A 14,693-nucleotide genomic window follows, 5' to 3' on the forward strand; every position below is an offset into this window, starting at 1 on the left:
TATCTTTGCATCATCAATTCAGAAAAAATGGAAGATTATATTGTATCGGCAAGGAAGTATCGCCCTATGACTTTCGACTCCGTTGTGGGCCAACATGCGCTCACAACAACGCTGAAGAATGCGGTGAAAAGCAGGAAACTGGCGCATGCTTACTTGTTCTGTGGCCCGCGAGGTGTAGGGAAAACCACTTGTGCTCGCATCTTTGCGAAGGCCATTAACTGTGAAAATCCGAGCGAAGACGGCGAGGCTTGCAATGCCTGTGAAAGCTGTAAGGCTTTCAATGAGCAGCGTTCTTACAACATATTTGAACTTGATGCGGCCAGCAACAACTCTGTGGAGAACATCAAATCTCTGATGGAACAGACGCGAATACCACCGCAAGTGGGTCGCTATAAGGTGTTTATCATCGACGAGGTGCACATGCTTTCGACGGCTGCCTTCAATGCTTTTCTGAAGACTCTTGAGGAACCTCCCGCTCATGTCATCTTCATCTTGGCCACCACAGAGAAGCATAAAATCCTTCCGACAATCCTTTCTCGCTGTCAAATCTACGACTTCGAGCGCATGACGGTGGGCAATACGATTGCGCATTTGAAGACGGTTGCCGACAAAGAAGGCATAACCTATGAGGAAGAAGCACTTGCCGTCATTGCCGAAAAAGCCGATGGTGGCATGCGTGACGCGCTTTCCATCTTCGATCAAGCGGCAAGTTTCTGCCAAGGAAACATCACTTATCAAAAGGTAATAGAGGACCTTAACGTGTTGGATGCCGACAATTACTTCCAAATCGTAGACGATGCCCTGCAAAACAAGGTCTCTGACATCATGTTGCTGTTCAACAACGTTCTAAAAAAGGGCTTTGACGGGGGCAATCTGGTCACGGGACTCGCTGCACACGTTCGAAATGTGCTCATGGCTCGTGACGAACAGACGCTGCCGCTCTTGGAAACGAGCCAACAACAGCGGGAAAAGTTTCACGAACAAGCCAAGAAATGCCCCGTGAACTTCCTTTATCAGGCGCTGAAAGTGCTCAACCAATGCGACATCAACTACAAACAGAGCAGCAACAAGCGGCTGTTGGTGGAGCTGACGCTTATACAAATGGCGCAAATCACGCAGCCCGAAGACGATACCGGCGCGGGGCGTAGCCCTAAGCGATTGAAATCCCTGTTCAAAAATCTGATGAAATCTCAGCCAACGACGGCAGCTTTGCAGGTGGCTGCGGCTGAGAAACACGCCATCTCTCCCCGAGAGAGAACGCAACCGAAACCTGCCGAAACCGTTGTTCAGGCGTCTTCGCCCACGGTTTCGGCAACAAACACTCCCGAAAAGGCACCGACAAAGCCCCTCTCCAACGTGAACATCGACACCCTCGGCTTCACTTTCCGCGGGCATCGGGCGCAGGTAAACCGCTCCGAAGAGCCGAAAACGGAGCAATTCGAAGTAGACACGACACAGGAAAGACACTTCACGCAAGACCAACTCGAGACGTCTTGGTTCGCAATGTTGGTCAGAATGCCGCAGGAACTCCAGGTTCTGGCAACGCGATTGAAGAACGTAACGCCCCGAATAACCGAGTTTCCAAACATAGAGATTGTACTTGACAATCAAATCATTCTCACTCAGGTGGCTTCCATTAAGCCGCGCATCAAAGCCACATTGGCTAAAGAACTGAACAACGGCCAAATCAACATCGATTGGCGCGTGGCTCAAGGGGCCGAAGTGAAAAAATTGCTCACCAAGCGTGAAAGTTTCGAAGAAATGAAAAAAGAAAACCCGGCACTCGCCAAGCTGTGTCAGACGCTCAACTTGGATATGTCGTGAAAGCAGCCTGCGCCGTTCAAATCAAAGGCATACCCGAACGGCGACACTCCTTGCGCATCTCTTCGGGCCAGATGCTGGCTTGTATCTCGCCGATATGGGCTTTGTGGAGCATAATCATGCAAAGACGGCTCTGCCCGATGCCTCCCCCGATGCTCAAAGGCAAATCTCCGTTGAGCAGCTTTTGATGGAAATACAACGCCTTTCGGTCTTCTTTTCCCTCTATTTTCAGTTGTCGCAGCAAGGCTTCCTTGTCCACCCTGATGCCCATGGAGCTTAATTCTATCGCGCGGTTCAGCACAGGATACCAAACAAGAATGTCGCCGTTGAGTCCCTTCTTGCCGTTTTCTCCCACCGTGCTCCAGTCGTCATAGTCGGGCGCCCTGCCGTCATGCTTCTTCCCGTCACTTAGTTTCCCGCCGATACCTTCAATGAACACGGCACCTAACTGTTTGCAAATCGCATCCTCACGTTGTTTGGGTTCGAGTTCGGGGTACATCTCCAAGAGGTCTTGACTGTGAACGAAATGAATCTCGCGTGGCAAGAAGGGTTTAATCATCGGATAAGTTTCGCACGTCAGATATTCCGTTCGCAAAATGGCAGCATAGATGCGCCGCACCACATTCTCAAGGAAGCCAATCGTGCGTTCCTCCTTGCTTACGACAGCTTCCCAGTCCCATTGGTCCACATAAAGCGAGTGAAGATTGTCCAATTCTTCGTCGGCCCGAATGGCATTCATATCCGTATAGACCCCATATCCCGGCTCAACTCCATAATCAGCGAGCGTCAATCGCTTCCATTTGGCCAAAGAATGAACCACTTCGGCCCGCGCATCGTGGAGATCTTTTATCGGGAAACTGACAGGCCGCTCCACCCCATTGAGGTCGTCGTTGATGCCCAGCCCCGTCAGCACAAACAGTGGGGCGGTCACGCGACGCAGGCGCAATTCCGTGGCAAGATTCTGCTGAAAAAAGTCTTTAATCAACTTGATTCCCTGTTCGGTCTGCCACATGTCGAGCAGCGCTTTATAGCCTTCGGGCTTTATCAGTTTACTCATTGCAATTCCTCTTCTTACGTTTTAGTTCTGCATGCAAAGATAAGCAATAATCGTTAAAATGCAAGCAAACCACCCCAAATAATCTTCATTTTGCCACAAAAACACGACTTTGACTGTCTTTCTGTATTTACCTTATAAACGAAAGGCAACCATCTTCCGGCCGCAACACAGCAAGGCCGGCGGCCTAAAGAAACCGTACAGGGTTGCAAGACTGCCCACATTTTCTTACCTTTGCACGCAATTGACAACAACAATGACAAACATGAACACAAAAACGACTGCACGCACCAAGATTCTTTTCATCTGTCTGGGCAACATCTGCCGTTCGCCGGCCGCCCACGCCGTGTTTCAAAAGACAATCGACGCACGGGGACTGTCCGACCGCTTCGAAGTGGACTCCGCCGGCATAGGAAACTGGCACGAAGGAGAGCTTCCCGACCGCCGAATGCGCGAGCACGGCGCCCGTCGCGGCTATCAAATCGACCATCGCGCACGACAAATCCGGCCTTCGGACTTCAAGCATTTCGACCGCATTGTGGTCATGGACGACGACAATTACCGCATCATCACCGCCAAAGCCGCGCCCGAAGAGGCTCGGAAAGTGGAGCGAATGGCCGACTTCTTCACAGCCCACCCGCACGCAACGAGCGTGCCCGACCCCTATTATGGCGGCGCCGCCGACTTTGAACGGGCGCTCGACCTGATTGAAGACGGCGTGGAAGGACTGCTGAACGCATTGGTCGGCCACGCAAAAGGCTGAGAGATGATGATAGGGACGCAAAGGCTGTGCGTCCGTTCAAGATGAAAACGTTTTTAGAATACGGAGGAAAGACATTTTCCTCCGTATCTTTTATTCTTTCCGTCCGTATCTTTTTGAATTATCTCCGTGGAGATAAATATTTATCTCCATGGAGATAAGTTCGTTTCTCCATGGAGATAATTCAAAAAGATACGGATGGAAATCACGGAACATACGGTAGGAAATACGTTTCCCTACGGTTGTAAATCATAAGACATACGGTTGGGAGTCACAAGACATGCGGAGGAAAAAGCGTTTCTCTACGGTTATGCGTTATAAAAGATGCGGTAGGAAAATATTTTCACCTTATTATATAAGGGGACGGAAAAGGAAAAAGGGAAAGGGAGGCTGAAATAAATAGACGTTTTCTTTGCGTGTTACGTTTGTTTAGCTTACCTTTGCAGCGTTAATCATGCTGCACGTATTGATGAGTAGTGACAAATTCGAATTATTAAACCAAATCAAATACCCTGCCGACCTGCGGCGGCTCGACCTCGAGCGGTTGCCCGAAGTGTGCAAGGAGCTGCGCGGGAAGATTATCGACGAAGTGGCGGTGAACCCGGGGCACTTCGCGTCTTCGTTGGGTGCCGTGGAGATTACGGTGGCCCTGCATTACGTTTTCGACACGCCGGAGGACCGTATCGTGTGGGACGTGGGGCATCAGGCCTACGGGCACAAGATACTGACGGGGCGGCGCGACCGGTTCTGCACGAACCGGAAGCTGCATGGCATCTGTCCGTTTCCAAGTCCGGCCGAAAGCGAATACGACACGTTCGCCTGCGGGCACGCCAGCAATTCGATCTCGGCGGCCTTGGGCATGGCTGTGGCGGCGAATGGCAGCGGAAGGCATGTCGTGGCGGTTATCGGCGATGGTGCGATGAGCGGCGGGCTGGCTTTCGAGGGGCTCAACAATGTGTCGAGCACGCCCAACGACTTGCTGATTATTCTCAACGACAACGATATGTCGATTGACCGTGCGGTGGGCGGCATGGAGAAGTATCTGTTGAACCTCGATACCAACGAGACCTACAACAGGCTGCGCTTCAAGGCCAGTCGGTGGCTCCACAGCAAAGGTTACCTGAACGAGGAGCGCAAGAAGGGCATCCTGCGCCTGAATAATGCGTTGAAGAGTGCGCTGAGCCATCAACAGAATATCTTTGAGGGAATGAACATTCGCTATTTCGGTCCGTTCGACGGGCACAACGTGAAAGAGGTGGTGCGCGTGCTGTGCCAGCTCAAGGATATGCGCGGGCCGAAGCTGCTTCATCTGCACACTACGAAAGGAAAAGGCTACGAACCGGCCGAGAAGAGTGCCACGATATGGCATGCGCCGGGCAAGTTCGACCCCGAGACGGGCGAGCGCATCGTGCAAGATTGCAGCAATATGCCGCCCAAATATCAGGACGTGTTCGGGGAGACGCTGCTCGAGCTGGCCGGGCGGAACAAGCGTATCGTGGGCGTGACGCCGGCCATGCCGACGGGTTGCTCGATGAGTATCATGCAGAAAGCGATGCCCGACCGCGTGTTCGACGTGGGCATTGCCGAAGGGCACGCGGTGACTTTCTCGGGCGGTATGGCAAAGGACGGGCTGCTGCCTTTCTGCAACATCTACAGTGCCTTCAGTCAGCGGGCCTACGACAACATCATTCACGACCTTGCGCTGCTGAACCTGAACGTGGTGCTTTGCCTCGACCGCGCAGGACTTGTGGGAGAAGACGGGCCGACGCATCACGGTGCTTTCGACATGGCGGCCCTGCGTCCCATTCCTAACCTGACGATAGCCGCGCCGATGGACGAGCACGAACTGCGTCGGCTGATGTACACGGCTCAGCAGCCCGACCGAGGTACGTTCGTCATTCGCTATCCGCGCGGAAGAGGCGTAAGGAAAGACTGGAAATGCCCGTTGGAAGCGGTCGAGGTGGGCACGGGTCGCAAGCTGCGCGACGGCAAGCAGACGGCCGTTATCAGCATCGGGCCGATTGGGAACGACGTCGAGCTTGCCATAACGAAGTTGGAGGAAGAAGTCGCCCACTATGACCTGCGCTTCTTGAAGCCGCTCGACGAGGACTTGCTCCACGAAGTAGGCAAACGTTTCAAGCATATTATCACCATCGAAGACGGCACGCGCAACGGCGGAATGGGCTCGGCCGTGCTCGAATGGTTGAGCGACCACGGCTACACGCCCACCGTGAAGCGCATGGGAATGCCCGACGAATTCGTCGAGCACGGAACCGTAGCCGAACTGAAACGCATCTGTAACATGGACATCGACAGCATCGTTGCTGCCATTAAGGAGACGAAGAAATGAAAATCATTATTGCCGGTGCATATACCATAGGAACGTATCTTGCCAAACTGCTCTCAAGAGACAATCAAGACATTATCTTGATGGACGAAAGTCAGGAGAAGCTGGACAAGCTCGGCTCCGACTTCGACTTGATGACGATGAATGCCTCGTGCACCAGTATCAAGGTGTTGAAGGAAGCCGGCATCGCGTCGGCCGACCTTTTTATCGCTGTCACCCCCGACGAGAACAAGAATATGATGGGCTGCATGCTTGCCAAGGCTTTGGGAGCCAAGAAGACCGTAGCCAAGGTGGATAACTACGAATACGTGGCGCCCGGTTCTGCCGACATCTTTGAGGATTTGGGCATCAGCTCCGTCATCTATCCGGAGCTGTTGGCCGCTACAGACATCAACAACGGGCTGAAGATGAGTTGGGTTCGCCAGCGTTGGGACGTGCACGACGGTGCCTTGGTGATGCTGGGCATCAAGCTCCGAGAGACATGTACGATACTTGACAAACCGCTGAAAGATATCAGTGGACCCGAAGACCCCTATCACGTCGTGGCTATCAAGCGCGACGGAGACACTATCATTCCGGGTGGAAACGATGTGCTGAAACGTTACGACATGGCCTACTTTATGACAACGCGACAGTATATCCCTTTCATTCGCAAAATCGTGGGCAAGGAACACTATGTCGACGTGAAGCACGTGATGGTGATGGGCGGCGGACGCACTGCCGTCAGGGCCGTCAAGACGATGCCCGAATACATGGACGTGAAAATCATCGAGGCCGACGAACGCCGTTGCGACCGCCTCAACGAACTGCTCGACGACCGTGCACTGATTATCCACGGCGACGGGCGCGACGTCGCACTGCTGCAGGAAGAGGGAATCCGCAACACGCAGGCATTCGTGGCCCTCACAGGGAATGCCGAGACCAATATCCTTGCCTGCCTCACGGCCAAGCGAATGGGCGTCAGGAAGACTGTGGCCATGGTCGAGAACGTAGACTACGTGAACATGGCCGAAAGCTTGGACATCGGTACCATCATCAATAAGAAAGCCATTTCGGCCGGCCACATCTACCAGATGATGCTCGACGCCAACGTGCACAACGTGCGCTTCTTGATGAACGCCAACGCCGACGTGGCCGAGTTTATCCCGCAAGAAGGCTCGCGTATCACGCTCAAAGCCGTCAAAGACATGAGACTGCCCTACGGAATGACCATCGGCGGACTCGTTCGCAACGGCGAAGGCTACCTTGTATCGGGCAACACACGCATCAACGCCGGCGACTCGGTGATGGTGTTCTGCCACAACGTCAACATGAAGGCAATAGAAAAAATCTTCAACAAATGATCAACCGCAACATCATATTCAAGATTATCGGCTCATTGCTCTTCATCGAAGCTGCGTTGCTGTTGAGTTGCTTAGGCATGGCCATCGGCTATCAGGAAGACGACGTCCCCGCTTTCATCATTACCATTATCCTGACCTTACTATCGGGCATCGTGCTCCGCTTTCTCGGCCGAAATGCCGACAACTATATGAGCCGGCGCGACGCCTATCTCGTCGTGACGCTCTCGTGGGTCATCTTCAGCCTCTTCGGCACGCTTCCCTTCATCATCAGTGGCTACATACCCGCTTTCACCGACGCCTACTTCGAGACCATGTCGGGCTTCACCACCACCGGTGCCACCATCATCGACGACGTAGACAAGCTGACCCACGGCCTGCTCTTCTGGCGCAGCATGACGCAGTGGATAGGCGGTTTGGGCATCGTCTTCTTCACCACGGCCATTCTTCCCTCCTTCGTCGGCGGTTCCGTCAAAGTGTTCGCAGCCGAAGCCACAGGACCCGTCAGCACCCGACTCCACCCGCGCCTCAGCACCGGCGCCAAGTGGATATGGATGGTCTACCTCGTGCTCACCGTCGGCTGCACGCTCAGCTTCATGGCCTGCGGCATGGGCTGGTTCGACAGCATCAACTACGCCATGGGCAGCACGGCCACGGGCGGCTTCTCCACCCACACCGACAGCGCCGAGTTCTTCCGCTCGCCCGCTATCGAATACATCGCCACCTTCTTCTGCTTCCTCTCGGGCGTGAACTTCACGCTACTCTACACGACGGCCACCCACCGCTCGCTGAAACTCATGTATAAAAGCGAAGAGTTCCGCTTCTACGCCCTCGCCGTTCTCGGCTTTACGATCTTCATCATGGCCGAACTGATGATACACAACGGCTACGCCATAGAAAAAGCCTTCCGCTGCGGCATCTTCCAAGTGGTTTCGTTCATCACGACGACGGGTCTCTTCAATGACGACGCCGCCACATGGCCCCACGTCACATGGGTGGTGCTTGCCACCTGCATGTTCCTCGGAGCCTGCTCGGGCAGCACGAGCGGCGGCTTCAAGAGCATTCGCATCGTCGTCCTGCTCAAGATTATCCGCAACGAGTTCCGACAAATCCTTCATCCTAACGCCGTCCTACCCGTTCACGTCGACGGTAACAACATTTCCGTGCAGCACCGCGTCACGCTGCTTTCCTTTCTCTCCGTCTACCTCGTGCTCTGCCTCGTGGCCTCGTTCATCATCATCGCCTCGGGCATTGACAACACCAACGCCATCACCATCGTCCTGAGTTCCATCGGCAACGTCGGCCCGTCGCTCGGCCTCGAAATCGGTCCCACAATGAGCTGGTCGATGCTTCCATCGGGCATCAAATGGCTTTGCTCGACACTGATGCTTGTCGGTCGTCTCGAAATCTTCACCATTCTCGTCATCTTTACCCCCGCCTTTTGGAAGGATAATTGAAGGCGCGTCATCATTATTCCACATCGATATTGGCCTCCGCCCCCGGGCGCAAGTCTCAAATCGAAGGAAATGTTGCTTGCGCCCCGGGGCGAAAGTCCTAAACGTAAACATATATTAACTTCGCCCTAGGGCGAAAGTTCCAAATGTAAACGTGTCTTAACATCGCCCCAGGGCGAAAGCTTCAAACGTAAACATGTGTTAACGTCGCCCTAGGGCGCAAGCTCAAACGTAAACAGATATTAACTTCGCCCTAGGGCGAAAGTTCCAAATGTAAACATGTATTAACATCGCCCCGGGGCGAAAGCTTCAAACGTAAATAGGTGTTAACGTCGCCCTGGGGCGGAAGCCTCAAATCAATCTGAAAATGAATTGCCCACGCAGCGCAAGACCTATGACGGATTAGGAATAAAAAACCGTTTCTATTTTCTTGTGTTTTTATTCCAGCTTTTACGTACTTTTTTTGTAGCTTTGCAATCCGGCAGAACAAACGAAACAGAAGAAATGGAAAACGCTTATAGCAAACAGTTCCCCACGCTGATGCGGGGAAAGAAAATCATGTATGTGCACGGTTTCTTGTCCTCGGCGCAGAGTGGAACGGTGAAAATGCTGCAAGAGCTCATGCCCGGAGCCACCATTGCAGCCGAAGACATACCCCTATGCCCTCAAGATGCCATGCCTTTATTGCGCAATATGGTCGACGAAGAGCGCCCCGACCTCATCATCGGAACGTCGATGGGCGGCATGTACACGGAGATGTTGCGAGGCACGGACCGCATTCTTGTCAATCCGGCCTTTGAGATGGGCGACACCATGAGCAGCATGATGGGTCGTCAAGTGTTTCAAAATCCGCGCAAGGATGGCGTGCAGGAGGTGATTGTCACCAAGGGACTCGTCAAGGAATACAGGGACATCACGGCGCAATGTTTTGCAAATATCGATGCCGAAGAGCGCAAACGCGTCTACGGTCTCTTTGGGGATAACGATCCGGTTGTGCACACTTTCGACCTGTTCAAGGCGCATTACCCCAATGCTATCCGCTTTCATGGTGAGCATCGGCTTATAGATAAGGTGGCACTCCACTATCTCGTGCCCGTCATTCGCTGGATAGACGACCGGCAGAACGGCACGGAACGTCCCATCATCTATCTGCATTATGATGCCTTGCACGACCCTTTCGGCAAGCCGTTAAGCAGCATGCACAAAGCCTATGAACTGCTGTTGGAGCACTATCAGGTGTATGTCGTGGCGCCGGTGCCCACAAACAACCATGCTTACACGGACGAAGTACAGCGTTGGGTGGAGGAATATCTCTCGGCACCGGCCTACGATCGTGTGGTGTTCACCAATCAAAAGAACCTTCTCTATGGCGATTATTTCATCGACCCGCAGCCTGATTCCAACTTCATGGGTACGACCATCGCCTTTGGCAGCGATGCGTTCAAAACGTGGGAAGAGGTGATTACGTTCTTTGAAAGGCTGGGTGGACAATGAATAAGGGCCTCCCCCGCCCCCTCCAAAGGGAAGGGTGACAAGGAACATTTGGCATATGACGCCACTTTTCAGCCCATCTTTCTTGCTTTTGCTACATTTTATGCGTATTTTTGTCGCAGAATGTGCGACGATATAAGGCAAATAACGCCGCATGTTTTACGACGTTTTCTCAATCAAAGATTATTCCAAGCACAACAATGGCTAACGAAATCGTATATGGATTCGCCGAAACACCGTTCGGAACCATCATCGTTGCCCGAACGATCGACGGCATTTGCGACCTCCAGTTCTTGGGTTGGAACCGCATGGAAGTGATACATGAACTGGCAAGACACTGGGGAACGTACACCCCGACGACCCAAAACGACCGCATGGCCGACACGGTGAAGCGCGTTATCTTTGATGGTTACGACCATCATCTGGCGCTCGACCTGCGCGGAACCGACTTCCAAAAGAAGGTGTGGCGCACGCTTTTAAAGACCAAAAAGGGCGAAACCATCTCCTATCAGCAGTTGGCCGAGCGCGTAGGACAGCCCAAAGCGGTGCGCGCTGTGGCCTCTGCCGTGGCCGAAAATCGCATCGCCTTGCTCGTGCCCTGCCACAGAATTATCCACAAAGACGGCACGACGGGCGAGTATCATTGGGGGCGTGAACTGAAGAAACAACTCATCGCGTGGGAAAAAACGACAACGGAAAATGTCTGATTTCATAGCAAGCGACGAACTTTTCCGCCGTATCGAGGCCGCCATCTCTGCCGAAACGAGCGTTGTCAACAAGCTGTTGCACGAGACATTGGTGCTTGCATGCAGCGAAGGACTAGCAGGAAGTAACCTTGCCTTCGGCAACTTGTTTGCCCAAGTGGACTTCCTTTGCAAGAAACATCGTGTGTCCGTGGGCGATACGATAGCCATTCAGCGCATGAGAAGGGCCAGCAACAGGTCGGAAAGTCTGTCGCATGAGGAACTGATGTATGCCTGTCGGGCCCTCGCCGTGTTCGTTTCTGCGGTCTTTGATGCCGACATTCCGACCTTTCTCGTGGGCAAACTGCCCGTGGAAGACAAGCCGCAGGACTATAACCGCATTGATTATCGTTGCGTTCGCGGCCTTGTCAACGAGGTTACCGACGACAGTTTCACCGTCAATATCGACCAAGATACCACCGAAAAGCAGCTCACCATTCGGCTGAAACCCCACCAATCGTATCTCAAAACCCTGCTTCATGCCGGCGCACAAGTAAACCTTATCGACGTCGATTCAGCCCAAGAAGCCTCCTTAATTGTCTATGAACCCGACTTTCTTCTCGACATCAGCAGCATCGCCCGCTGCTTTACAGACTACGGACATCACCCGTTTTCCTACCTCGTCAACGCCATGTTGCCGCCCGCAAACAGTCAGGCTATCCTCTTGGGTAACTTTGCCGGCACCGCACTCGACGACATCATCAATGGCAACGGACGCTATCTTTGGCAAGAAACTTTTAAGAAGAACTTCAAAGACAAGGCGTTGGAATACTGCACTTGCGACGACCTTAACCGCAAAGAAGACTTCCGCGCGGCCGCACTCCGGCAGACCCAAAACATTCAGAACATTGTAACCGAACTCTTTGGCGACCTTCACAGCGACCCCAAAAAGCCGCATAAAGCCGGCAGTTTCAGTCGGGAAAAAGCCGTCCTTGAGCCATCTTTCGTCTGCGAACAGCTGGGATTGCAAGGCCGTGTCGACCTAATGACTACCGATTTCAAGCTACTTGTGGAGCAAAAAGCAGGCAGTAACTACAACATTCAAAGCCAAAAACCGAACGAATATGGCAGCTTTCAGAAGGAAGAACACTATGTCCAACTGTTGCTATATTACGGAGTTCTGCGGCAAAACTTCCGCATTTCGAGTCACAATATCGACATGCGACTGCTCTATTCCAAGTATCCTTTGCCGGGTGGATTGGTCGTTGTGAACTTCTACCAAAAGCTTTTTCGCGAGGCAATCCGGCTGCGCAACCGCATCGTTGCCAATGAATTCGGCTTCGCACTCAATGGCTTTGAGAGCACAACGGAGGCCCTTTCGGCCGACATTCTCAACGAACGTCACCTCGCAACGCCATTCTTTTTCAACTACATTCAGCCCCGTCTCAACAGTGTCATTGAGCCGCTTCACCGGCTCACGCCACTCGAAAAGGCCTACTACGAACGCATGATGACCTTCGTTTTCCGCGAACAATTGGCCGCAAAAACGGGGGCGCAAGAGGGCTTGGGCAACAGTATGGCGGACCTATGGAACATGCCTTTGGCCGTCAAAAAAGAGACGGGAAACATCTATACCGGCCTCACCATTGCCCGAAAAGCAAAGAGCAAGCAACTCAACGGCTATGATATTATCACACTCAATGTGCCCGATCAGGGCGAAGACTTCCTGCCCAACTTCCGCTTGGGCGACATGGTTTACCTCTATTCCTATAGCCCTTCGGAAGAACCCGACGTCAGAAAGGCGCTCCTTTTCAAGGGAAACCTCATCGAAATCCACACAGATAGCGTCACCATCAAGACCGTAAACCCCATTCCGAAGGCTGGAAACGTGTGGGCCATCGAGCACAGTGGCAGCGATATTGCCGCCACTTCGGCCATTCGTTCGCTGCATCAATTCGTTTCATCGGCCCCAAGTTGCCGGCAATTATTGCTGGCCCAGCGTGCCCCGGAGCTTGATGCTGCCGTGCAACTCACAAGAAGCTATCACCCTACTTACGACCCTTTGCTGCTGAAAGCCTTTCAGGCAAAGGACTATTTCCTGCTCGTGGGGCCTCCGGGAACGGGCAAAACGAGCATGGCCCTGCAGTTCATGGTGCGTGAAGCACTGGCAAAAAGGCAGTCAATCCTGCTGATGAGCTACACCAACCGCGCCGTAGATGAAATCTGCGGCATGCTTTCCGACAACGCTATCGACTACATTCGCATCGGCAATCCCTACAGTTGTGACAAGCGATATCGCTCACATCTGCTCACGGAATACATCGAACAGCACCCCAATCTGAACCACATTCGCCTGCAATTGCAGTCATCTCAGGTCATTGTCGGCACCACCAGCACGCTCCAAAGCAAGACTTATCTCTTCGAACTCAAGTCATTCTCGATGGCCATCATCGACGAAGCGAGTCAGATTTTGGAGCCTCATCTCGTGGGATTGCTGTCACGTTTGCCGAAATTCGTCCTCATCGGAGACCACAAACAACTGCCCGCAGTGGTGCAACAAGAGCCAAACGTGTCGGCCGTTCACGACAAACAACTTAACAATATCGGCCTGATTAACTGCCGAAACTCGCTTTTCGAGCGCCTCATTCATGTGGAAGAAGCCGCCGAAAGGAGCCACTTTGTGGGCGTATTGCAGTCACAAGGGCGTATGCATCCGGCCATTGCTGCCTTTCCAAACCGCATGTTTTACTTCAAAGAACGGCTGAAACCTGTTCCCCTTCCCCATCAGTTAGAGGAGCAACTCGACTACACCTTGCCTTCCATTGATGCCCTCGACGACGCGCTGAAAAGCCACCGTGTGCTCTTCATTCCGTCGGAATTCAGTGGCAATCCGCAGGTTTCCGACAAGGTAAACCCCCACGAAGCGCGGCTTGTGGCCCGTCTTTTGGGTCGCATTCACCGCTTCTATGCCGAGCGGTTTGATGCCGACAAGACCGTCGGAGTCATCGTTCCCTATCGCAATCAGATTGCCATGATACGCAAAGAGATAGAGAAAATGGGGATAAAAGCCCTCGAACAAATCAGCATCGACACCGTGGAACGCTATCAAGGCAGCCAGCGCGACGTGATAATCTATTCGTTCACGGTGCGTCACCGCTATCAACTCGGCTTCCTGACGGCCAACTGTTTCGAGGAAAACGGGCACATTATCGACCGCAAACTCAACGTAGCCATCACGCGGGCACGCCGCCAATTGATTCTGACGGGCAATGAAAAGCTCCTCAAACAAGACCGTATTTTCAAGGAACTCATTGAGACCTCGCCCTCAATTGCTCTCCATGAAGAGAGCAACGGCATGCCTCTCCGCTAACAAAATGATTTGAAAAGGAGGCAACAACAAAGGCGTTGCACGCGAATGTAGGGACACACGGCCCACAATATCAACCATTTTATACATCAACCCGGCCATGATATCAATGTAGGGACGCCCGGTTCGTGCGTCCGCTCAGCACGAAACAATCAACTTGTCCACCCGTTTACTTGTCCACTGTCAACTGAAACGTGGGCCGGACGCACGGGCCGTGCATCCCTACACCCGTCCAATCGGTTTACAATCTCAGCTATATTGCACGGTAATCTCAGCCATTTTAGCGGCTAATATGGCTGAGATTGCACCGTAAAATGGCTGTGATTGGAACGCAGAATGTAAGTCGTTGATTTCCAACATGAAAAGCATCGCGTTT

At 52.9% G+C, this 14,693-nt stretch carries 9 protein-coding genes; 8 read left to right on the plus strand and 1 reads right to left on the minus strand.

Features of this window, described 5'->3' with window-relative positions:
* The first annotated feature begins 27 nt into the window (after positions 1-27).
* Positions 28-1,824, plus strand: a complete 1,797-nt coding sequence (locus H164_RS0101150) for a DNA polymerase III subunit gamma/tau (RefSeq protein ID WP_019966933.1) — start codon at positions 28-30, stop codon at positions 1,822-1,824.
* A gap of 16 nt (positions 1,825-1,840) precedes the next feature.
* Here the strand turns inward: H164_RS0101150 and asnA are convergent, their stop codons facing one another.
* The gene (asnA, locus tag H164_RS0101155) at positions 1,841-2,878 is read right to left on the minus strand and encodes an aspartate--ammonia ligase (protein WP_019966934.1); all 1,038 of its coding nucleotides are present in this window, start codon (positions 2,876-2,878) and stop codon (positions 1,841-1,843) included.
* Between the two features lie 253 nt (positions 2,879-3,131).
* Between asnA and H164_RS0101160 the strand changes: the two genes are divergently transcribed.
* The 7 genes from H164_RS0101160 to H164_RS0101190 all read left to right on the plus strand — a co-directional run bounded on the left by H164_RS0101160 (position 3,132) and on the right by H164_RS0101190 (position 14,320).
* Positions 3,132-3,638: a low molecular weight protein-tyrosine-phosphatase gene (locus H164_RS0101160; RefSeq protein WP_019966935.1), complete on the plus strand. Its 507-nt coding sequence runs from the start codon at positions 3,132-3,134 to the stop codon at positions 3,636-3,638.
* Positions 3,639-4,104: 466 nt separating this feature from the next.
* The gene (gene dxs, locus H164_RS0101165) at positions 4,105-5,985 is read left to right on the plus strand and encodes a 1-deoxy-D-xylulose-5-phosphate synthase (protein ID WP_019966936.1); all 1,881 of its coding nucleotides are present in this window, start codon (positions 4,105-4,107) and stop codon (positions 5,983-5,985) included.
* Positions 5,982-7,325, plus strand: a complete 1,344-nt coding sequence (gene trkA / locus H164_RS0101170; RefSeq protein ID WP_008565429.1) for a Trk system potassium transporter TrkA — start codon at positions 5,982-5,984, stop codon at positions 7,323-7,325. The genes dxs and trkA overlap by 4 nt, the downstream gene beginning before the upstream one ends.
* A complete protein-coding gene (locus H164_RS0101175; RefSeq protein WP_019966937.1) occupies positions 7,322-8,779 on the plus strand; it encodes a TrkH family potassium uptake protein in 1,458 nt (485 codons plus the stop codon). Before trkA ends, H164_RS0101175 begins: the two co-directional genes overlap by 4 nt.
* Positions 8,780-9,280: 501 nt before the next feature.
* A complete protein-coding gene (locus H164_RS0101180) occupies positions 9,281-10,270 on the plus strand; it encodes a YqiA/YcfP family alpha/beta fold hydrolase (RefSeq protein WP_019966938.1) in 990 nt (329 codons plus the stop codon).
* Positions 10,271-10,467: 197 nt separating this feature from the next.
* Positions 10,468-10,974 carry a methylated-DNA--[protein]-cysteine S-methyltransferase gene (locus H164_RS0101185; RefSeq protein WP_008565432.1) on the plus strand — a complete coding sequence of 169 codons (507 nt, stop codon included), beginning with the start codon at positions 10,468-10,470 and terminating at the stop codon, positions 10,972-10,974.
* The gene (locus H164_RS0101190; RefSeq protein ID WP_019966939.1) at positions 10,967-14,320 is read left to right on the plus strand and encodes a DEAD/DEAH box helicase; all 3,354 of its coding nucleotides are present in this window, start codon (positions 10,967-10,969) and stop codon (positions 14,318-14,320) included. Before H164_RS0101185 ends, H164_RS0101190 begins: the two co-directional genes overlap by 8 nt.
* The last annotated feature ends 373 nt before the right edge of the window (positions 14,321-14,693 follow it).

The organism is Segatella maculosa DSM 19339 = JCM 15638, assembly GCF_000382385.1.
GTDB classification, from domain to species: Bacteria; Bacteroidota; Bacteroidia; order Bacteroidales; family Bacteroidaceae; genus Prevotella; species Prevotella maculosa.